Below are 20,931 nucleotides of genomic sequence, written 5' to 3' on the forward strand. Positions count from 1 at the left end.
CTGTCAGTGTACGCGTTTTGAGGTTGCTGCCCAGCATTACGCTCAGGCTGCGAGGGACTAACTTATGCGGCTTGTAAAGCTCTGCAACGGCGCAACTTTGATACCGTCTCCCTTCAGTGCCCTAATTGCGCGGGTGACAGCAACTGCGCCGGCAAGGGTTGTATAGTATGGAATGTGGTGAAGCAAGGCTGTTCGGCGGATATCCTTAGAATCCGCAAGTGCCTTGGCTCCTTCAGTTGTATTGAACACTAGCTGCACCTCGCCATTTTTCATGGCGTCTACGATATGTGGCCGTCCTTCGAGGACTTTATTGACCACTTCGCAAGCAACGCCGTGCTCCTCCAAGTAACGCTTCGTCCCTCTCGTCGCGAGGATTTTGAAGCCCATCGCCGACAATTCTTCCAAGGGCGCAACAATACGAGCCTTGTCGGACTCTTTTACTGAGGCGAAGACTGTTCCGGCGAGGGGTAGCGGTTGGCCGCCACCAATCTGGCTTTTGCAAAAAGCCATGGCAAAGTCCGTGTCAATGCCCATGACCTCACCGGTCGAGCGCATTTCTGGGCCCAGAATTGGGTCAACACCGGGGAAGCGCGCGAATGGGAAGACAGCTTCCTTGACCGCGATGTGATTGAGCTTCGGCGCCTTGAGATTGAAGTCGGCCAGCGGACGACCCGCCATGATCTGTGACGCAATCGCTGCGATGGGGAGACCGATGACCTTCGCGACGAATGGTACCGTGCGCGAAGCCCGCGGATTGACTTCCAGGATGAAGACTTCGCCATCCTTGATTGCGAACTGAATGTTCATCAGGCCGACGACGTTGAGCGCGATTGCCAGGTCCTGCGCCTGACGTTCCATTTCGGCGATGATAGTCGGGTCAAGAGAGTGAGGTGGTAGAGCGCAGGCGGAATCGCCAGAGTGGATCCCGGCTTCCTCAATGTGCTCCATAACACCCGCAATGAACGTGTCCTTGCCATCCGACAGACAATCCACGTCAACCTCGACCGCGTCCGACAGGTAGCGGTCAATGAGTAGCGGGCGGCGGTCGGAGACGATCAGCTCGGAAGGCCGATCCAGGGTAGCGGACAGGCGCGTGATGTACCGATCGATCTCATGGCCGTCATGGACGATTTCCATGGCGCGTCCACCCAACACGTAAGATGGCCGGATGACGACTGGATAGCCGATCCGATCGGCGACGGCGCGTGCTTCGCCGGGTGTTCGTGCAATGCCGCTGGCGGGTTGCTTGAGGCCCAGTTTCTCGATCAGTTCCTTAAAGCGGTCGCGGTCTTCCGCAAGGTCAATGGCATCGGGCGACGTGCCAAGGATCGGGACGCCGGCCTCTTCGAGCGCAGCGGCGAGCTTCAGCGGCGTCTGACCACCGAACTGAACGATGACGCCCTTAAGCTTGCCATTCTTGGATTCGGTACGGACGATTTCAAGCACGTCCTCCGCCGTCAGCGGTTCGAAGTAGAGGCGGTCGGACGTGTCGTAATCGGTTGAAACCGTTTCCGGGTTGCAATTGACCATGATGGTTTCATAGCCCGCATCCGTTAGGGCGAAACAAGCATGGCAGCAGCAGTAGTCGAACTCGATACCCTGGCCGATCCGGTTCGGACCGCCGCCGAGGATAATGATCTTTTCGCGATCGCTGGGCTGGGCTTCGCAAGCGGGTTCATCCACCAAGCCGGACTCGTAAGTGGAGTACATGTAAGCGGTCGGAGATGCGAACTCTGCGGCGCATGTGTCGATGCGCTTGTAAACCGGCGTTACACCGAGCGACACGCGCAGGGTTGTAACGTCAGCTTCTGACATCTTCGCGAGCGTTGCCAACCGTCCGTCTGAGAAACCCATTGCTTTGAGCACCCGCATTTGGCGTGCGGATTTCGGCAGGCCATGGGCTTTGACGCGCGCTTCCATGTCGATGATTTCCTGCAAACGCGCCAGGAACCAAGGATCGATCTTGCAGAACGCGTGGACCTGCTCGTGATCGAGGCCAAGCCGTAGGGCTTGGGCGACCTTCAAGAGGCGGTCAGGTGTTGGTCTGGAGACGGCAGCACGGATGACATTCTTGTCGTCACCCTGGCCAAGACCCTCAAACTCGATATCGTCGAGTCCCTGCAGGCCTGTCTCCATCGAGCGGAGCGCTTTTTGCAGGCTCTCGGCGAATGTACGACCAATCGCCATGACTTCGCCGACGGACTTCATCGATGTGGTCAGTGTGGAGTCGGCGCCCGCGAATTTTTCGAACGCGAAGCGGGGAATTTTGGTGACGACATAATCGATCGTAGGTTCGAACGAGGCGGGTGTGGCTCCCGCTGTGATGTCGTTTTCCAATTCATCGAGCGTGTATCCAACTGCAAGCTTCGCCGCGATCTTTGCGATCGGGAAGCCTGTTGCTTTGGAAGCCAACGCAGAGGAGCGAGACACGCGTGGGTTCATCTCAATGACGACAAGACGGCCGTCTTGAGGGTTTACGGCGAACTGGACGTTAGACCCGCCGGTTTCAACGCCGATCTCGCGCAGCACCGCGATGGAGGCGTTGCGCATGATCTGATATTCTTTGTCAGTGAGGGTCAGCGCCGGTGCGACAGTAATGGAGTCGCCAGTGTGTACGCCCATTGGGTCGATGTTCTCGATCGAGCAAATGATGATGCAGTTGTCAGCGGTGTCGCGAACAACCTCCATCTCATATTCTTTCCAGCCGAGAACGCTTTCTTCAACGAGCACTTGGCTGGTGGGCGAAGCATCCAAGCCGCGCTCAATGATCTCAAAGAACTCTTCGCGATTGTATGCTATTCCGCCGCCTGTGCCGCCCAGCGTGAACGAAGGCCGGATAATGGCTGGCAGGCCAACGAATTCCAGTGCGGCTGAGGCTTCGTCGCGATTGTGCGCCAGTTGGGAACGTGGCGTTTCCAAGCCGATTTTCCCCATAGCCTCGCGAAACAGCTGACGGTCCTCGGCCTTGTCTATGGCCTCCGCATTCGCGCCGATCAGCTCAACGTTCAGTGCAGCGAGCCGACCCTGCTTGAAGAGAGTTAGGGCTGTGTTGAGCGCGGTCTGGCCTCCCATTGTCGGGAGGATTGCGTCGGGGCGTTCGATCTCGATGATCTTGGCGACGACATCGGGTGTAATCGGCTCGATGTATGTCGCGTCGGCCAGATCGGGATCGGTCATGATCGTGGCTGGGTTCGAGTTGACCAGGATGATCCGATATCCTTCGGCCTTCAGCGCTTTACAGGCCTGAGTGCCGGAATAGTCGAACTCGCAGGCTTGCCCAATAACAATGGGCCCCGCGCCGATGATGAGGATGGACTTGATGTCTGAGCGTTTCGGCATATCGGGGGCGTCTTCTATTGCAGGGCAAGCTCTTTGGCTATAGGGCGCTTGCGCATGGTTTGTCGCGGTCGGCCGCGAAGCGGGCGATTTTGAGAATGTAGAGTAAAGATTGTGGTCGTCGTTGTTTTCAGGCAGCAACCGACAGCTGCTGCCTATGTTGTCGTGCGGGAGAGATCCGCGCTCTAATTGCTGGTGGCCGGGGGCTCAATCTTGATCGAGTCCGGATAAGTGTACTTCGCCGTGAAGAATGGGCGCTCGGGTTTGCCGACAGGCGCGACCTCGTTGCGAACCGGGCGACCTGTTTCAGGATCGACGTAAAGCCGGCGTACCGGTAGCCCTTCAGCATGGTTGCCATTCTTCTCAGGTTCGGTGCCTACGTAGAGCTTCATTGGGCGGCCGTCTAGTTCCGCGTCTACACCGCATTTGTAGCTTAGCGGATCCTTAGGCGGATCAACGACGGTTTGCCTCATTTGCTCGTGGAGTTCCTCTGCAAAATCGTCCGGCATGACTTTCCAGCCTTCTCCGTTATTGGACCAGGCCTGATTGCCGATCAGAATAATTTCGCTCGGCTTTGGGTCCGTGAGCGATTTCGCGGTCTGATGCAGCTTATTGGGCAGAACGTAGTCGACGGTCATTTGCACGAGACCGCGTTCGTTAATCAGGTTCGAAATCATGCGGAACGAGCCAGCTTCGCGTTGTTTGGCAAAAGCCGCATCGACTTCTTCGTTGCATGTAGCGGCATGTGCGGTGGCCAGCGGAAGTGATAGAGCAACAAGCGTGAGGGCGAGCAATCGGCGCATAATATTAACTCCGTTGGGAACCGTCGGGCTGCAATCTTTAAATCCAAGGGCGAGGGAGCAGGCAAGCCTACCGATTTCATCATCCTTTAAACGATCAACTACGGCTTCACATCTGTGGCTCTATTCCGCGCCGGTTCAGATTTCCTATCCGTTGAAGGGGTTGGAGCACCTTTGCTCATATCTTTTCGCATCTTCTCGCACGGGTCGGGCCTGTCAGTGCGCGGTGTAAAAACGACGTAATCAACCGCAGGTTTCCCTTCAGGCGTACTGTCAACGTATGCTGCTGGGTTCGTTTCGCCAGGGCGGACCTCCACATGTGCAATGCTGACGATCTGCTTCGGGGTGACGCCTCGTGCCATGAGGAAAAAAGGAACTCCGCGGTCGCGTCGAACATGGCCGTTGCCTGCGATGAGTATGGCTCCCTTGTAGGGGCCGACTGATAGCATGGCGTCCGCCATGGTGGCATCGCGGAAGCGTTGGACGCGGGCCATGGCGGGGAACGCAGCCTCCGGAATCAGCCCACAGTGACTTTTTCCGATTTCCACTGTGAGTGCATTTTCCAGATCACTTGAGAACGCGATATCGAGGCCCAATCGCTTAATCTCGCCTTGTGAAAGAGCGTTGTCCCAGTCCTTGGAGACCTTGCGGCTCAGCTCCTTCGACGGGCTTGCTGGTACGATCACGAGCTGTTCGTAGAGCGCCTGGGATATAATTGGTTCGTATATCTTGAAATCCGGCCAGCCTGACTTGTCCCATTCAAGAAAACGGGCAAGCGCCTTTGGGGGGCGAGGGCGTGGAACTTCTACATCGCGGCCATAGAACCTATCGAGAGCCGCATATTGATCGGCACGGATCATTTCCATGGCGATGATGTCGATCTGCGGTTGCCCCTCAACGATGCGGGCGCCGCGCAGTTTAGAGACCGCCCGGATGGCCCAGGCTTGCCACAAATGGTGATCTGGATTGTCGTGAATTTCGCCGAGCAGCACGAAGCGTGCGAGTGCCAGCGCGCGGCCCATATCTTGTGCCGAGACAACGGTGTTCGAGGCTGTCGCGTAGATTTTCCCAACGAGCGGGTGATCACGGTCGAGTGTGGAAACCCAGTCCGTTGGAGGGGAGGGGACATCTCGATTGTCGGCTCGCGGAGCCGATACGTTCACGAGCATCAGTATCAAGATGAGCGCGACGAACGTAGCGACTGGGCGCCGTAGCATCGAGAAAAGTGTCTTCACCGTGCCACCGATCCCGCAGGCATCGAGCGCTTATGCTCCCGGATGAGTTCCATAAACCGCGTGAAAAGGTAGTGGCTATCCTGTGGGCCGGGAGAAGCTTCTGGATGGTATTGTACGGAGAAAACCGGCTTACCTTCCAACGTGATCCCGCAATTGCTGCCGTCGAAGAGCGATCGGTGGGTTTCCTTTACGCCGTCTGGGAGACTCTCGCGATCAACCGTAAACCCATGATTCATGGATGTAATTTCGACTTTTCCCGTCGTGTGGTCCTTGACTGGGTGATTGGCGCCGTGATGCCCCTGGTGCATCTTTCTGGTTTTAGCTCCGAGGGCTAAAGACAGCATCTGATGACCGAGGCAGATGCCGAACATCGGCAACCCCGTATCGATCAACTTCTTGATCTCTGGCACCGCATAAGTGCCTGTGGCGGCCGGATCGCCTGGGCCGTTGGATAGAAAGATGCCGTCGGGCTGGCGTTCAAGAACGTCGGTGGCCGTTGCTGTGGCGGGCAGAACTGTAACACGGCATCCGGCACTGGCCAGGCAACGCAAAATGTTGCGTTTAAGGCCATAATCAATAGCGACCACGTGGAATTCGGGATTCTCCTGCCGCTCGTATCCGACATTCCAGCGCCAGCGCATCTCATCCCACGTATAGGATTGTCCGGTGGTAACGTCCGGCACGAGATCCATGCCATCAAGCCCTGGCCATGCCGCAGCATCGGCGGCCATCTTCTCGATATCGAATTTGCCGGAGGGTTCGTGTGCGATGACGGCATTCGGCATGCCCTGCTTGCGAATGAGCGCGGTCAAAGCCCGGGTATCTATGCCGCCGATCGCAATAATGTTGCGTGCCTTCAACCATTGATCGAGGTGGGCCGTCGCACGGTAGTTGGAGGGATCACTGATTGGTGCGCGCAGTACACAGCCACGGACGGCGGACGTAGCAGCGAGATTGGAGGTTTCGCCGTCTTCGTCATTAACGCCGACGTTGCCAATGTGCGGAAATGTGAATGTGATGATCTGGCCGGCATAGGAGGGATCAGTCAGAATTTCCTGATAGCCGGTCATCGCCGTGTTGAAGCAGACTTCACCGATTGCAGAGCCGGTGGCGCCCAGTCCTTGACCTGAAATGACTGTGCCGTCCGCCAAAACAAGGCGTGCCGTCAAGGGTTCGTCATCCCATGAGGCCGGAGCGTCTTTGAAGGGGGTTGAAGTCAACTCGAACTGTCCCGATGTTGCATTGCCGCGGGCCCGATATAAGGCGTTCGGCGGGCAGATACAGCCCTGCCGCTCGTTCCAGTAACCGGAAATATCATTAAGGTTGTGTGCTTATCGGCTGGTGGCGGGAAGTCAAGAGAGCCTAGCTCAAGTTTCCATACTCCCCGACGTTCTATGCGACTTTTTTCGACAACAGGCTAAATACGTGAAGGGTGCTTGCAGGTATTGGCCTTGCCCTCTAAACCACGCGGGACTTGCCGCCGCGAAAAGCGCGATATCGGCACACAACGGCTCAGGTAGACACTGGCGCCACTTTTGGCCATGGATACAGACAGTTCCGGCACATAGGCGTCCCGCAGCCCAGCTCCCGGCTGTGGAATTTACGTTATGGAGGCGATATGCGCGAACGCATCAACCAAGCGATGAAGGACGCAATGAAATCTGGCGAGAAGGCCAGGGTTTCGACTTTGCGGCTCATAAACGCGGCAATTAAGGACCGCGACATCGCCGCACGTGCCGATGAAAAGGGACAGACGACCGGCAAAGACCGCGCGGACGAGCAAGATATACTCGCATTGCTGCAAAAGATGATTAAGCAGCGCCGCGAAGCGGCCGACACCTACCGTCAGGCAGGCCGGATCGAGTTGGCCGAGAAGGAAGAAGCCGAGATTCCCATCATCGAAGAGTTTCTGCCGCAGCAGATGAACGAGACAGAGATGCGTGCGGCCGTGAAGACCGTTATGGATGAGGTGGGCTGCAGCGGCTTGAAGGACATGGGACGCACCATGGGTGTGCTGAAGGAACGATTTGCCGGTCAAATGGACTTCGGCCGGGCCAGCGCGATGGTCAAAGAGGAACTGAAGTAGCCTCTTTGAACCAAGTTCCTGTGGAAAGCGGGTAGAGAGCATGGCGCTTTGCTTGCTCCAGGCCTACCCCAGGACGAATCGCTCTAATCTCTGTGGATAGCGTCGTTTTTTGTGCGCTCTCATGAAGCGTTCGAGCCTTATCTGCGCGTTGGTGCGGATGACGCGAGCGCTGCAAGCGGGGTTGAAGGCGATATCGCGCCTCAATCAAGGGGAAAATCGAGATCGCTCAAAAATCTGCAGGCAGGCTCGCCCGGCAGGTTGAGGGCGATACGGTTAGAGAACTGCGATCGAGATACCGCTGATGCGTTTTCCACCTCACATTCTCGATGAGATTCGCTCACGCCTGTCTGTCAGTCAGGTGGTTGGGCGCAAGGTGGCGTTGAAAAAGCAAGGGCGTGAATTCGCAGGCTTGTCCCCCTTTAAGACTGAAAAGACGCCTTCCTTTTTCGTGAATGATCAGAAGGGGTTCTACCATTGCTTCGCTTCGGGTGAGCATGGTGACATCTTCACGTTTCTGATCAAGACGGAAGGTTTGTCGTTTCCTGAGGCCGTCGAGCGTCTGGCGGAAGAAGCGGGTGTTACGCTGCCAAAACCGGCGCCGCGCGATCCCGAATCCCGGGCGCAGGAAGACGAACGGGAACGTCTTTACCGCCTCCTGGAAACGTCGGCGAAGTTCTTCGAAGATCAGTTGCATACGCGCGACGGCCGGGAAGCGAGCGGCTATCTTGTTCGTCGCGGCCTAAGTGAAGCGACGGTCAGCGGGTTTCGCTTGGGATATGCGCCTTATGATCGGACACGGCTGAAAACCTATCTAAGTGCGGCGGGTTTCACCGAACGTGAGATGATCACGTCGGGAATGTTGATCGGCGGGCCGGATATTCCAACCTCGTATGATCGTTTTCGCCATCGCGTGATGTTTCCGATCACCGATCATAAGAGCCGGGTGATCGCATTTGGTGGACGCGCCCTCGATGATGGCCAGCCTGCTAAGTATCTCAATTCGCCCGAGACGCCGTTGTTTCATAAGGGTTGGGTTCTTTTCAATCTTGCGGCGGCTAGGCCGGCCGCGCATGAGGCTTCGCGCATCATCGTTGTCGAAGGCTATATGGACGTGATTGCTTTGGCGCAGGCTGGCGTCAAGGAAGCGGTCGCGCCGTTGGGTACGGCATTGACGCAAGAACAGGTGCAGCTGTTGTGGCGGATGGCTCCCGAACCCATCTTATGCTTCGACGGCGACAGCGCTGGGCGCAAAGCGGCGAATCGAGCGCTCGATACTGCTCTTCCGCATCTGAAGCCTGGAGTTAGTTTGTCTTTCGCGTTCATGCCGGATGGCCTTGACCCGGATGATATGTTGCGCCAATCAGGCCGAGAGGGGTTTGAAGGCGTTATGGCGCGGGCACGGGGCTTTGCCGATGTGCTGTTCTCCCGCGAGTGGGATGCAGGGGATTGGTCAACGCCGGAACGACGGGCGGGCCTGGAGTTGCAGATCCGCAAGTTGACCGCTCAAATTACGGATGACGCGGTGCGTTCTCACTATGAACGCGATATGCGCGATAGGTTGTTTAAGGCCTGGAGGCCGCAACCTGGAGCTGGTGCGCAGCCTGCGCATGCGTCAGGAAGTATGCGGAAACCTGCTTACGGTGCGCCGGCCGCCGCCGGCAAGTGGAGTAGTGGGCGTCCTGGTAAGGCTGCTCGACAAGGAACCCGCGTTGCAGCTAGCAGTAGTTTGAAGCAAAGCCGGCTGGTTGCTGCGGGTGGAGGGTTCCCGCAGAGAGAAGTGCTCCTGGTACGGACATTGTTAAATCATCCGTGGCTTGTCGCCGATTACGCCGAGGAAATCGCCGATATTCAGTTCAGTGCAGAAGGATTGGCGAAGATCAGAGATGGGGTTCTATCTGCTCAAGCGACCGAGAAATCACTTGACAGAAACGAGCTTCGTTCTCATTTGACCTGTTTGGGACTTGACAAGTTCGTCGAACTTGTCGAGCGCTCTATTACGCACCGGTGCGATAAGTTTGTCGAACCCGAAGCCGACGCCGCAGAGGTGGAGACTGGCTTTTGCCACTCCCTCGCGCTCCATGAGAGCCAAGTCGGGCTTCAGAGTTCGCTTCGTGCGGCTTGGCACGAAGAAGACAGCAGCGCAGCATTGGCGCAGATCTGCGAGATCAAGCGGCAACCGTCGACGGAGGCGGAGCCTGCTCTTTCCCCAGTCAAGTCGGGGGATAGTGAGGCTTGAGAGTCGTGGGTCAACATTCAGGGCGAAGGGGCCGCCCATGCAAAGACAGGAACCGAACTTGCATGACGAATGATGGCAAGCCTACGAGAAATTCAGGCGGCACTTCGTCAGTGGTACTCGGGGATCGTTTGGCCACTTCCGACCCAAAACGAGGATTCAACACGAGATTCGATCGTACGTGAGCTGGCGGCAACAACGACGAGGCCGGCTGAACGTCGTCGAGGCCCAACACAACTAGGGTAATCGCGACCATGGCGAATGTGAAAGAAGAAGATCAGGCGAACGCGTCGAGTGCAGAGATCGAGCGCGACAGCCCGCTTCTCGATATGTCCGACCAGGCGGTCAAGCGCTTCATCAAAGCGGGTAAGGCACGCGGTTATGTTACATATGAAGAGCTGAATACCGTTCTGCCGTCTGAGGAGGTTTCCTCAGACCAGATCGAAGACCTTTACGCGATGCTCGCGGATATGGGCATCAACGTCGTCGAGTCCGACGATACCGAAGAGCGCGAGGGTGAAGAGCAATCTGAAGGCGAGGACGAAGAGGAAAGCCGCGCGCTGACCACGCAGGCCGTACCGGCGCGGGCTGAGACGAAGTCTGAACCTAGCGAGCGTACAGATGATCCCGTCCGCATGTATCTGCGGGAAATGGGATCGGTCGAACTGCTTTCGCGCGAAGGCGAAATTGCTATCGCGAAACGCATCGAGGCCGGTCGCGAGGCAATGATCGCAGGGCTTTGCGAAAGCCCGCTGACGTTCCAGGCCATCATCATCTGGCATGACGAGTTGAATGACGGGCGCATTCTCCTGCGCGACATCATCGACCTCGAAGCGACGTACGAAGGTCCGGAAGCCAAGGAGGCCGGCGAGGCCGAAAGTGCGAACGGCTCTACCGAAGAAGGTGGAGAAACCGAAGGCGAAGCGAACGCTGAAGGAGCCGAGAGCGAAGAAGACGAGGAGGACTTCGAGAACTCCATGTCTCTCGCGGCGATGGAAGCCGAACTGAAGCCTAAGGTTCTGGAAACCTTCGAGCGTATTGCGTCCAACTACAAAAAGCTTCGTAAACAACAAGATCGGATGCTTGAGCAGCAGGTGGCGGGTGATCAAGCCTCCAGCCAGCAGCAGCGCGCCTACGACAAGCTCCGCGATGAGATCATCACGGACGTCAAAAGCCTTTCGCTCAATAACAACCGTATCGAAAGCCTCGTTGAGCAGCTGTACGCCATCAACAAGCGGCTTGTTGGTTTCGAGGGGCGTCTGATGCGGCTCGCCGATTCCTGCGGTGTTTCACGGCAGGCCTTTATTGGCGAGTACTTCGGTAACGAACTCGACCAGACTTGGCTCGACCGCATGGCGCAGCAGGGCAAGAAGTGGGCGAACTTTATCAATAATGAACGTGCCCAGATCGACGTGATACGCGGTGATATTCACGAGCTGGCGAGTGAAACCGGCCTTGAGATTCCAGAGTTTCGGCGCATCGTAAAGGCGGTGCAGAAGGGCGAACGGGAAGCCCGCCAAGCCAAGAAGGAAATGGTCGAGGCGAACCTCCGGCTCGTGATCTCAATTGCGAAGAAATATACGAACCGTGGCTTGCAGTTCCTCGATCTCATCCAGGAGGGCAACATCGGTTTGATGAAGGCGGTCGATAAGTTTGAATATCGCCGCGGTTACAAATTCTCGACTTACGCGACGTGGTGGATCCGGCAGGCGATCACGCGGTCTATCGCGGACCAAGCTCGTACGATCCGTATTCCGGTGCACATGATCGAGACGATCAACAAGATCGTTCGTACATCGCGTCAGATGTTGCACGAAATCGGTCGGGAACCGACACCGGAAGAGCTGGCTGAGAAGCTCGCGATGCCACTTGAGAAGGTACGTAAGGTTCTCAAGATCGCGAAGGAGCCGATCTCGCTTGAAACGCCAATTGGCGACGAAGAAGATTCGCACCTCGGCGACTTCATCGAAGATCGCAATGCGGTGTTGCCAATCGATGCTGCGATTCAGTCGAACCTACGTGAGACCACAACACGGGTGCTTGCATCACTCACGCCGCGTGAAGAGCGCGTTCTGCGTATGCGCTTTGGTATCGGTATGAACACTGATCACACGCTGGAAGAGGTTGGTCAGCAGTTCTCGGTTACGCGTGAGCGCATTCGGCAGATTGAAGCCAAGGCTCTGCGTAAGCTGAAGCATCCGAGCCGTTCAAGGAAACTGCGTAGCTTCCTCGACAATTGATCGTGCATCACCCAACGATCTCCAAAACAAAAATAGGACCGCGCAATGCGGTCCTATTTCTTTCCGGGGGCAGTGATCTTGGTCGTCAGTATTGAGTAATGGCTTGCTGTTCTGCAGGGCTCAAATCGATGAGCGCGCCGGGCATTTCTTTGTTCAGTTTGAATGTCTGCATCATGCTGCGCTCGGTTGCAGCCTTGACGCCGACTTTCTTTGCCGCCAGAGCCGCCGCGCATTTCGCATAGGCCCCGATACCGTTCGCTGAGGTCGACCGGGGTTTGACGCCCAGACGGCGACGCATCAGGCCATTGGTGTAGTAAACGCCATAGCGGCGCTTGGTCTCCGGCGTGAAGTAATCCGTCGTGATGGAGACGTTGAGCCCTTCGAGATTGTCAACGCGGTGAGGGGCATTGTGCGGCCAGCTCAAGGCGTACCCTGGTTCGAGAACGATACTTTGAGCTGTCTGATCCCATGACTGGTCGTAGGGGATTTCCTCTTCGGTTTCGCGCAACATGATCCCTTCAAGGACTTCGTCGGGAAGGTGCGTCTTGTCGTTGGGGTCGTATAGCCAAACGCGCTTGCGGCCGCGCAAATGCCAGAGGGAAACCATCGGAATATCGGCGTGGTAGAGCACGCGTGCGCCGGGAGACGAGATCAGAAGGCTCGATTTATGTCCGCTGGTCGTGAGACCGGGGCTCATGCTTTCGATCTGGGCGAATGCATCCGCGACGAGGTCATCGTATTCCGGTGCGATCAGGTCGAAGCGACGGAGGCAGAGCCAGAGTCGTCCGTTGCGGATCGCCTCAAGCGCATACTCTCCCGACACCCCGTTGAGGTCGCCGTTGCGCCATTCCGGCTTCTGACCCTGCTGGGTCATCGTGGTTATCATATAGTATTCGCGCGGATAGCGTTCGATCAGGCGCGCGAGACGTTCGTCCGTGAATAGTCCGGACGAAAGGAAGTCATGTTGAAAATGGGACAGTCCCTTGCCGAATTGGGACATGTCGTTGTTCGGAAACGTGACGCTGCGCGGATGCTCGGTGTGTTGAACCACGGTTTTTTGCTCCTGTTGCCGGCCACAGGCGTCATAAAGGGCGCTCGGTGTGCTGAATTGATCTGGTGGCGTTTCAGGAAGCAAAGCTGAGGCCATGATCTGACCATAGGAGGCCTGCCGGGGATCAGATTTCTCCCAGCATTAAGAATGTCTTGCGGCGTGTAAGGATACGTGTCGGAAGCGCGAAGCGAGCTATCGGCGTCGCGCGTTCGACGGTGCTGGTTGGAAATGGTTCTGACCGCGAGCTTCTGCGAGATCTATCTGGCGCTGCCGATCCGCTGCGCGATTCAGTCGCTCTGGATCAGCCTCAATCGCGCACTTTTCACACTCTTTAGTTGCATAACCTCCACCCTGGCCGGTCGGCGACGAAATCGGTTCCCGGCAGACGGAGCACAGTTGGTAGGAGCCAACCTTTAATTCGTGGCGAAGGGAGACGCGTTCGTCGAATACGAAGCACTCACCCTTCCAGAGGCTTTCATCTGCGGGGACATCCTCCAGGTATTTCAGGATGCCGCCTTTGAGATGGTAGACCTCCTCGAAGCCTTGCTGTTTGAGCAAAGCGGTGGCCTTTTCGCAGCGGATTCCGCCGGTGCAAAACATTGCGACCTTGGGCTTTTTACCAGCGTCAAGATTTTCGCGGACCCACTCTGGAAACTCTCGGAATGATTGGGTCATTGGATTGATGGCGCGTGTGAATGTTCCGATCGCGACTTCATAGTCGTTGCGGGTATCTATCAGGATCGTATCCGGATCAGATATCAGCTCGTTCCAGTCGGCGGGATCGACATACGTGCCCACCGTCGTGCGTGGGTCGATACCCTCAACGCCCATTGTCACGATCTCGCGCTTGAGGCGCACCTTCATGCGCTTGAAGGGCTGTGTGGCGGCTGGCGACTCTTTCCACTCGACATCGTCGCATCCAGGAACCGCCCGGATCGCAGAAAAGAGGCGATCTATCGCTTGCCGGCTTCCGGCAACGGTTCCATTGAGGCCCTCCGATGCAACAAGCAGGGTGCCCCGTATCGCCTCGCGCTCGCACAGGGCGAACAGCTGATCGCGGAGTGCGGAGCAATCTTCGATTGCGGTAAACTTGTATAGGGCGGCGACGGTGATTCCGCTTGCTGGTTGGGCCACGTCGTGATCCCCAGGTTCGATTTCTGTTCTCATGCGTCTGCAGGTAGCGCGTGGTGGCACTGTGTGCAAGATCGCCGTCTTTACTTCGCCGGATAACTGCGGCGCTTCATGACTTGGCCAGGACGAGCGTGGCTGCTAAGCAGAGTTTCGATTTTCAGCATATCGCATGGGAGAACAATCGCCGATGAGCGACAATGCAGCGCAATCCGCCGCTCGCCAAGAGACGGCTGCTTTGATCCGCCGCTACTATGACGCGTTTAATGCCGGTGATTCTGACACGATGCTTTCGTTCCTGACGGATGACGTCATTCACGACGTTAACCAGGGCGAGCGGCGTCAAGGTAAAGAGAAGTTTGCCGCATTCAACGCGCGTATGGCGCATCACTATCGCGAGCAGCTCGAAGACGTCGCTGTCATGGTCGGACGCGATGGTACCCGGGCCGCGGCTGAATTTAACGTCGTTGGCACCTATCTCAATACTGACCAGGGTCTGCCAGAGGCCAAGGGTCAAACCTACCGGTTGCCGGCGGGGACTTTTTTTGAAGTGCGGGCGGGGAAAATCGCGCGCGTTACGACGTATTACAACCTCACAGATTGGATCGCGCAGGTTGCCGGCTGACGTTCCAGCCAGAGCCTCGCCATCACGGAGCCTGCCTATGCTCGTTACGATGCTGAAATGCAAACTGCATCGCGCCACCGTTACGGAATGCGACCTCAACTACGAAGGATCGATCTCGATCGATCCAGAGTTGATTGCAGCGGCCGGGCTTTTGCTCAACGAGCGCGTGGAGATCTATGACATCGATAACGGCAATCGCTTTGCCACCTACGTCATTGAAGGCGCTCCGGGTTCCGGTGTCATCGGTCTGAACGGTGCGGCCGCGCGCCTCGTTTGTGTGGGCGACAAGCTCATCATCTGTGCTTACGCTCAAATGGAAGAACGTGAAGCCCGCAACTGGCAGCCGACCGTTGTTATATGCGATGCCAACAATAGACCACAGAAGCTGCGGATATGAACCTGACTGTCGATTCTCTGACCGGCGATCAGTTGAAATCAGTACTGCCGGATCTGGCGCGCTTGCGGATCGCCGTATTCCGGGCTTGGCCTTATCTTTACGAGGGCTCAGAGGCCTATGAGGAAGAGTATCTGGCCAAGTTCGCCGCGGGTCGTGGCGCGGTCTGCATTGTTGCCCGTGACGGCGACAAAGTGGTCGGGGCGTCCACGGCCTCGCCCATGGTCGAGACCGATGCTGAGTTCATTGAGCCCTTCGAGTCCGCAGGGTACGATATTTCGAAAGTGTTTTACTGCGGAGAGTCAGTGCTGCTGAAAGAGTACCGCGGGCACGGTCTTGGGCATGCATTTTTCGATGGCCGTGAAGAGCACGCGAGGAAACTTGGTGGCTTCGATATCTCGACGTTTTGCCGTGTCGTGCGTCCCGATAATCATCCGTTGAAAGAGCCTGGGTATGTGCCGCTCGATGCGTTCTGGCGTAAGCGCGGCTATGCCCCGGTAGAAGGGCTCGTAGCGCACTATTCCTGGAAGGATATCGGCGAGGACGAGGAGACCTCAAAGCCGATGCAATTTTGGGTGAAGGCGCTGACATGACATTCCGTAAAACGCTGACCGTCGCCTCGGCGCAATATCCGATTGGCGAGCCCAAGAGCTTGTTCGAATGGCAAGACAAGGTTGCAGAGTGGGTGGCGGATGGCGCCAACAGCGGCGCTGAGTTGTTGTTGTTCCCTGAATATGCGGCGATGGAGCAGGCCGCCATTCACGGGATTGAAGTCGCTAGCGATTTGCGGCGTAGCCTTGCTGCCGTCGCGGAGATGGCCGGCGAGCGAGTTGCCTTCCACGCAGCGCTCGCAAAAGAACATGGCGTTCATATCCTTGTTGGCAGCGGCCCCGTCATAGGCTCAGATGAGCGCTATCTCAATGCCGCTCAGTTGGTGACGCCGGACGGCAATATTGGCGAACAGACGAAGCTCATGATGACGCCGTTCGAACGCGATTGGGGCATCTCTTCGGGTGGTCCTGCTCGTGTGTTTGAGACTTCGTTGGGGCGAGTCGGCATCGTGATTTGTTACGACAGTGAATTTCCGCTCATTGCGCGGTCTATGGCCGCCGCCGGCGCTGAGTTGTTGCTTGTTCCTTCCTGTACGGAATTCGTTTCGGGCTATCATCGGGTCCGTACGGGCGCGCTTGCCCGCGCGTTGGAAAATCAGATTGCCTGTGTGACGAGCCCGACGATTGGTGACGCGCCGTGGTCTCCTGCGGTCGATCGCAACAATGGTGCGGCTGGTATTTTCGTGCCTTCCGAACATGGGGTGTCGGATAGTGGTGCGTTGGCGGAGGGCGGCTTGAATTCTCCGGGTTGGGTGTCCGCGACGATCGACTTTGAAGGTCTTCGCCGGCTACGGTCAGCCGGGGAGATGCGTAATTTCACAGACTGGGCCCTGCAGCCCGGGGCTGAGGACAATGGCAGCTCCGCGGAAGTCATCAGCCTCATTTAAGTTGCGATAGCGATGTCGCGGTCCAATTCAACCCGCAACATCGCTTCGGACCTTCTCAGTTCTTTCAGTCGAGTTCCCACGTCACCGTAACGCGTGCTTCCAGAGTTTCCTGGCCTGGCGCGACAGGAACGGCTGAGGCCATCTTTGCGGCGCGGAACATCGGGCGCGGTCCGCCCTCTTCTGAGGAGACGTCTTCGGAAATGCGGACGACGTCCCCGACTTTGGCTCCGGCGGCCGTGGCATAGAGCTTGGCGCGACGTTGCGCGTTTGCGATAGCCTCGCGACGGGCGTCATCCTTCAACGTCTCTGCGTTGGTGACGATAAAGTTCATCCCCTGCATCTGATTGGCGCCGAGAGAAACCATAAGGTCCAGGATTTCACCGAGCTTAGGCAGGTCACGGACGAGTACGTTGACGGAGTTGTTGACGCTGTAGCCGACAAGTTTGGGAGGCCCACCATCCTTGGGGTTATGCTCGTGACGTGGATGTATGCTGAAGTTGGATGTCTGGATGTCTTTGTCAGTGATGCCAGCAGCCTTCAGCCCGTCAATCAGGTTGCTCATGCTCTTCGTGTTCGCATCGAGCGCCTCCCGGGCGGTGGCAGCTTCGCTGACGACACCGCTCGTGATGCTGGCGGCGTCAGGATCGACCTCAACCGAGGCGGAGGCTGAGACAGTGACAGTGCGTTTCATATCGTCGGCCTTGGATGGGGAAATGGCAGTCATGCCGAAGAACAGGACGGCGGCTGCAAAAGTGGCAATTTGGCGCTGTGACAGGGTCATGTTGTCCTCGATTATTGTCGTCGAATGAATAATAACGACGATTGGCACAAAAAGAGGGCTCAAGAGGCATTTAGCGCTACGCGCAAGTCTGCTAAGAACCCGCTTTCGGCGTAATGGAGGGGCCCGTAGCTCAACGGTTAGAGCGGGCGGCTCATAACCGTCTGGTTGCAGGTTCGAATCCTGCCGGGCCCACCACGCGCTGCCTGCCTTTGGGCTTCCCCAACGGCGTTTTCCAAGTCGACCTCGATTGGTGAAGCAAACCGGGGATGCGATGCGCGCGCTCGAAGCCCTGATCTTATCGGATGGCCGGCCGGGCCATTATTCCCTGTCAGAGGGCATCGTGACCGCGATTGCGCAGGTCCGCGAGGTCAATCTTCGGCGCATGCAGGTTGAGCGTCCCTGGTGGTTACCTGCGCGTGCGCTCTCCTACCTCGTCAATTATGGCGTATCGCCTGAGCAAATCCTGCGTCGGGTTTATGGCGTTGACGCGTATGCCTTGGGCTCTCCCGACCTTATCGTGTCTGCTGGCGGAGATACATTGGCGGCCAATATCTCCGCTGCACGTGTGACGGGTGCTGCGAATGTTTTCTATGGTTCTCTGCGCCGTTATCGCCCGAGCGACTTCTCGCTCGTGCTTACATCTTACGCGGAGCAGGCGAAGGGCCCCAACCGCCTGATGACTTTGAAGCCCAGTTCGAACAATCCGGACGAAGCGGAAGCAGCAGGGTCAAGGCCCGTTCGAGCGCCAGGGGACTTTCCACGTGTCGCGGGTCTCATCATTGGTGGAGATGCGGGAACGGTGCGCTACACGGATGAAGACTGGCGAGAGCTTCTGGTGTTCATTTCCGAGTGTGCAGAACTCTGGGGGACGCGTTGGATCGTTTCTAATGCGCCGAGAACGCCGGATCTCGTGTCGGGAATGCTTGCCGGGATGACGGGACCGCAAAGGGCGGTGCAGCAGTTCATCGATATCAGGCAGGTGGGACCGGGCACTCTTGGACCCTTGCTGACCGACTCCGAAGTTATCGTCTGTACTGCGGATTCAAGCACGATGCTTTCCGAGTGCGTGTGGATGCGCCGTCCGGTTGTATCAGTCACGCCACGTGGGTGGGCTCTACCGGCAAACGAGGCTTCGTACCGGGAATGGCTTTCAGCCAATGGCTGGGCCAAGCAGCTTCCGATTGCTCAATTGAATCCTGATAGCTTTTTGGACGTCCTTGATGCCATAGAGCCGCTCGACGTCAATCCGCTCGACAAGCTTGCCGAAGAGCTCAAAGAGCGTCTGTCGCTTCTCATTGAGTAGTGGCTTCAGCTATCGGCTTCGATGATCGCAATATGCTCGCCTGCATGTACGCCGCGCAATTGGCGCACGTCGTCCAGAGCCTGGGCCCAGATGTTACATGGGCTAACGAGTCGGATTTCACCCTTACGGGAGATGGGGGTCGGCCCAAAGCCGATTGCGATGGCGACGCCGTCTGGCCAAAAGGCGATCTCACCGGCTTCCACGACGTCCCGTGCGTCAGGCTCGCGGACATTTTCAACTGGGGCTTCAAAGTAGATTTCTTCGCCCCAGGTGCGGGCGTTGGCGTATATCGGCAGGTTTTCCCAGATCCGATTAGCGGTCGGTGTGTCGAGGAGGCGTGCGCGGATCGCCACCTCTCCCGAACGGATGAGAATTTCGCGCATCGAACCCTCCCAAGTACGTCACGCTGATTTCAGCCGTTCGCTGCGGCCTTGATTGTTACCTTCTCACCGGGCGTCACGCTCTGCAATACGGATGTGTCGTCTATGGCCCGCGCCAGAACGTTGCAGGGGGAGGGGAGGCGGATTTCGCCCGAGCGCGAGATGGGGGTTTGTCCGAACGGGATTAGGAGGCGTTCTTCATGGCTCCAGAAGTATATGTAGCCATGTTCTCCGTTTAACCGCGCGTTGCGTTCCCGGCCACTGCGTACGGGAATTTCGAAATGAAGGCTGTCGCCCCAGCGTTCCGCAGTCGAGAATAGCGGCAATGCCGCCCAGATGCGGTCCGCTCCCGGTGTATCGAGCAGTTGGGCGCGGAGTTTGGCTTTACCCGCAGTTATCTCAATGATGCGTGGTGCGCGCGAGGTTGGTTTGGGCTGGGGACGTGGGGGCTTGTCGCGCGAACGCAGGAAGTTCGTCGGCATGACCGGCTATCCCAGAAGTTGTGGCCGAGCAGCTGCCCGGCCACGTTATCTGCGCGTGATCGTCAGGCAGCCGGTGCTGGGCCGAAGACCAGAACCGCGTTCAGGCCGCCGAAGGCGAAGGAGTTCGACATTGTGTATGTGACCTCCATTTCGCGGCCTTTGTTGGGCACGTAATCGAGATCGCAGGCTGGATCTGGATCGGTCAGACCGATCGTCGGCGGGACCCAGTTTTCTTCCATTGCCTTGATGCACGCGACAGCTTCGATGCCACCGCCCGCACCTAGCGGGTGGCCATGCATCGATTTCGTCGACGAGATTGCCAGCTTACGGGCGTGATCGCCGTATACTTGCTTGATGGCGTTCGTCTCGTTTTCGTCGTTGATGGCGGTCGCCGTGCCATGCGCGTTGAGATAGTCGATTTTTTCCGGCTCAAGCTCCGCGTCAAGCAGTGCGAGACGCATGGCTTCGCTCGGGCCTTCGACTCCGGGGTTGACCATATCGCGGGCGTCCGAAGTGCTGCCGTATCCAACGATCTCAGCCAGGATGTTCGCGCCACGCTTGCGGGCGTGCTCCAGCTCTTCAATGACGAGGATACCGGCGCCTTCTCCGAGCACCGTACCGTTGCGCTTCTTGTCGAACGGGAAGCAGCCTTCCGGCGACAGAACGTGAAGGGCCTGCCAGGCTTTCATGGTGCCGTAGTTGATGACGGATTCGGAAGCGCCAGCGATTGCGACGTCGACAACGCCGCGACGGATATATTCAAGCGCCAAGCCGATTGCGTGGGTTGCTGTGGAGCAAGCCGAACACGTCGCAAAGGTCGGGCCCTTGATGCCGTATTCGATACCGACGTGCGCTGCTGCCGACGAACCGATGATCCGCAAAAGTGTCAGTGGATGGGTTGCGCGCTTGTTGTGGATGAAGAGATTTCGATAGGCCTCTTCGTAGGTGGTTAGGCCTCCGGCACCGGAGCCGATGATGCATGCCGTCCGGTACGGGTCAGCGACGGGCATCTCGAGGCCCGATTGCTTGACGGCTTCATCTGCCGCCGCACCCGCGAACCAGGAGTAGCGGTCAGCGTGCATGATGATCTTGTCACGGCTGAAGTGCTTCAGACGGGCCTTATGGTCGAAATTCTTGATCTGGGCCGCGATCAGGATTTTGAGATCTTCTAACGGGAAGCCGCCAAGCTCGCTTACGCCGCACTTGCTTTGCTTCATCGAATCCCAAAACTCTGGGACGGTGGTACCAATCGGAGTCACGACTCCAGTACCGGTCACGACGACGCGGCGCCTGCCGTTCGTTTCAGTCATTGTTTTTCCAATTCTCCGGCGCAGGACCCGTTAAAAAGCGAACCCCGTA

At 57.5% G+C, this 20,931-nt stretch carries 18 protein-coding genes and 1 tRNA gene; 9 read left to right on the forward strand and 10 right to left on the reverse strand.

Annotated elements, in window-relative coordinates; genetic code table 11:
* Nucleotides 1–57 precede the first annotated feature (57 nt).
* From carB to carA, 4 genes are all read right to left on the reverse strand, one after another.
* Nucleotides 58–3,339 carry a carbamoyl-phosphate synthase large subunit gene (gene carB, locus K5845_RS07630; protein WP_287958723.1) on the reverse strand — a complete coding sequence of 1,094 codons (3,282 nt, stop codon included), beginning with the start codon at nucleotides 3,337–3,339 and terminating at the stop codon, nucleotides 58–60.
* 182 nt (nucleotides 3,340–3,521) lie between these two features.
* Nucleotides 3,522–4,139 (reverse strand): hypothetical protein, encoded by a 618-nt coding sequence (locus K5845_RS07635; RefSeq protein WP_287958724.1) that lies wholly within the window; start codon nucleotides 4,137–4,139, stop codon nucleotides 3,522–3,524.
* A gap of 98 nt (nucleotides 4,140–4,237) precedes the next feature.
* Nucleotides 4,238–5,353: a ChaN family lipoprotein gene (locus K5845_RS07640; RefSeq protein WP_287958725.1), complete on the reverse strand. Its 1,116-nt coding sequence runs from the start codon at nucleotides 5,351–5,353 to the stop codon at nucleotides 4,238–4,240.
* A gap of 14 nt (nucleotides 5,354–5,367) precedes the next feature.
* The gene (gene carA, locus K5845_RS07645) at nucleotides 5,368–6,540 is read right to left on the reverse strand and encodes a glutamine-hydrolyzing carbamoyl-phosphate synthase small subunit (protein WP_353736537.1); all 1,173 of its coding nucleotides are present in this window, start codon (nucleotides 6,538–6,540) and stop codon (nucleotides 5,368–5,370) included.
* A 449-nt stretch (nucleotides 6,541–6,989) separates the two neighbouring features.
* Here carA and K5845_RS07650 point away from each other — a divergent pair, with 449 nt between their 5' ends.
* From K5845_RS07650 to rpoD, 3 genes are all read left to right on the forward strand, one after another.
* Nucleotides 6,990–7,457 carry a GatB/YqeY domain-containing protein gene (locus K5845_RS07650; RefSeq protein ID WP_046478632.1) on the forward strand — a complete coding sequence of 156 codons (468 nt, stop codon included), beginning with the start codon at nucleotides 6,990–6,992 and terminating at the stop codon, nucleotides 7,455–7,457.
* 301 nt (nucleotides 7,458–7,758) lie between these two features.
* Nucleotides 7,759–9,693: a DNA primase gene (dnaG, locus tag K5845_RS07655; RefSeq protein WP_287958727.1), complete on the forward strand. Its 1,935-nt coding sequence runs from the start codon at nucleotides 7,759–7,761 to the stop codon at nucleotides 9,691–9,693.
* 251 nt (nucleotides 9,694–9,944) lie between these two features.
* Nucleotides 9,945–11,930: an RNA polymerase sigma factor RpoD gene (gene rpoD / locus K5845_RS07660; protein ID WP_046478634.1), complete on the forward strand. Its 1,986-nt coding sequence runs from the start codon at nucleotides 9,945–9,947 to the stop codon at nucleotides 11,928–11,930.
* An 85-nt stretch (nucleotides 11,931–12,015) separates the two neighbouring features.
* On the opposite strand, the gene K5845_RS07665 is transcribed toward rpoD, so the two are convergent.
* The gene (locus K5845_RS07665; RefSeq protein ID WP_287958728.1) at nucleotides 12,016–12,981 is read right to left on the reverse strand and encodes a cupin-like domain-containing protein; all 966 of its coding nucleotides are present in this window, start codon (nucleotides 12,979–12,981) and stop codon (nucleotides 12,016–12,018) included.
* A gap of 192 nt (nucleotides 12,982–13,173) precedes the next feature.
* Nucleotides 13,174–14,148: an oxygen-dependent tRNA uridine(34) hydroxylase TrhO gene (gene trhO / locus K5845_RS07670; RefSeq protein ID WP_502814127.1), complete on the reverse strand. Its 975-nt coding sequence runs from the start codon at nucleotides 14,146–14,148 to the stop codon at nucleotides 13,174–13,176.
* Nucleotides 14,149–14,299: 151 nt separating this feature from the next.
* Here trhO and K5845_RS07675 point away from each other — a divergent pair, with 151 nt between their 5' ends.
* The 4 genes from K5845_RS07675 to K5845_RS07690 are packed head-to-tail and all read left to right on the forward strand — an operon-like array spanning nucleotide 14,300 to nucleotide 16,626.
* Nucleotides 14,300–14,734, forward strand: a complete 435-nt coding sequence (locus tag K5845_RS07675; RefSeq protein WP_046478636.1) for a ketosteroid isomerase-related protein — start codon at nucleotides 14,300–14,302, stop codon at nucleotides 14,732–14,734.
* A 37-nt stretch (nucleotides 14,735–14,771) separates the two neighbouring features.
* Entirely contained in the window at nucleotides 14,772–15,131 is a 360-nt protein-coding gene (gene panD, locus K5845_RS07680; RefSeq protein ID WP_046478637.1) for an aspartate 1-decarboxylase, read from the forward strand.
* Complete coding sequence (locus K5845_RS07685) at nucleotides 15,128–15,721, forward strand: GNAT family N-acetyltransferase (protein WP_287958730.1); 594 nt, start codon at nucleotides 15,128–15,130, stop codon at nucleotides 15,719–15,721. The genes panD and K5845_RS07685 overlap by 4 nt, the downstream gene beginning before the upstream one ends.
* Nucleotides 15,718–16,626: a carbon-nitrogen hydrolase family protein gene (locus K5845_RS07690; RefSeq protein WP_046478639.1), complete on the forward strand. Its 909-nt coding sequence runs from the start codon at nucleotides 15,718–15,720 to the stop codon at nucleotides 16,624–16,626. The genes K5845_RS07685 and K5845_RS07690 overlap by 4 nt, the downstream gene beginning before the upstream one ends.
* Nucleotides 16,627–16,690: 64 nt before the next feature.
* Here the strand turns inward: K5845_RS07690 and K5845_RS07695 are convergent, their stop codons facing one another.
* A complete protein-coding gene (locus K5845_RS07695) occupies nucleotides 16,691–17,407 on the reverse strand; it encodes an SIMPL domain-containing protein (protein WP_287958731.1) in 717 nt (238 codons plus the stop codon).
* Between the two features lie 119 nt (nucleotides 17,408–17,526).
* Between K5845_RS07695 and K5845_RS07700 the strand changes: the two genes are divergently transcribed.
* Both K5845_RS07700 and K5845_RS07705 read left to right on the forward strand, forming a co-directional pair.
* Nucleotides 17,527–17,602, forward strand: a tRNA-Ile gene (locus K5845_RS07700).
* A 55-nt stretch (nucleotides 17,603–17,657) separates the two neighbouring features.
* Entirely contained in the window at nucleotides 17,658–18,710 is a 1,053-nt protein-coding gene (locus tag K5845_RS07705; protein WP_287958732.1) for a mitochondrial fission ELM1 family protein, read from the forward strand.
* Nucleotides 18,711–18,715: 5 nt separating this feature from the next.
* On the opposite strand, the gene K5845_RS07710 is transcribed toward K5845_RS07705, so the two are convergent.
* The 3 genes from K5845_RS07710 to K5845_RS07720 all read right to left on the reverse strand — a co-directional run bounded on the left by K5845_RS07710 (nucleotide 18,716) and on the right by K5845_RS07720 (nucleotide 20,882).
* On the reverse strand, nucleotides 18,716–19,093 hold the full coding sequence (locus tag K5845_RS07710) for a cyclophilin-like family protein (protein WP_046478641.1): 378 nt from the start codon (nucleotides 19,091–19,093) through the stop codon (nucleotides 18,716–18,718).
* Nucleotides 19,094–19,122: 29 nt separating this feature from the next.
* On the reverse strand, nucleotides 19,123–19,572 hold the full coding sequence (locus K5845_RS07715) for a cyclophilin-like family protein (protein ID WP_052743946.1): 450 nt from the start codon (nucleotides 19,570–19,572) through the stop codon (nucleotides 19,123–19,125).
* A 62-nt stretch (nucleotides 19,573–19,634) separates the two neighbouring features.
* Nucleotides 19,635–20,882 (reverse strand): beta-ketoacyl-[acyl-carrier-protein] synthase family protein, encoded by a 1,248-nt coding sequence (locus tag K5845_RS07720; RefSeq protein WP_046478642.1) that lies wholly within the window; start codon nucleotides 20,880–20,882, stop codon nucleotides 19,635–19,637.
* Nucleotides 20,883–20,931 lie beyond the last annotated feature (49 nt).

Source organism: Filomicrobium sp., assembly GCF_025698805.1.
In the GTDB taxonomy this organism is placed as follows: Bacteria; Pseudomonadota; Alphaproteobacteria; order Rhizobiales; family Hyphomicrobiaceae; genus Filomicrobium; species Filomicrobium insigne.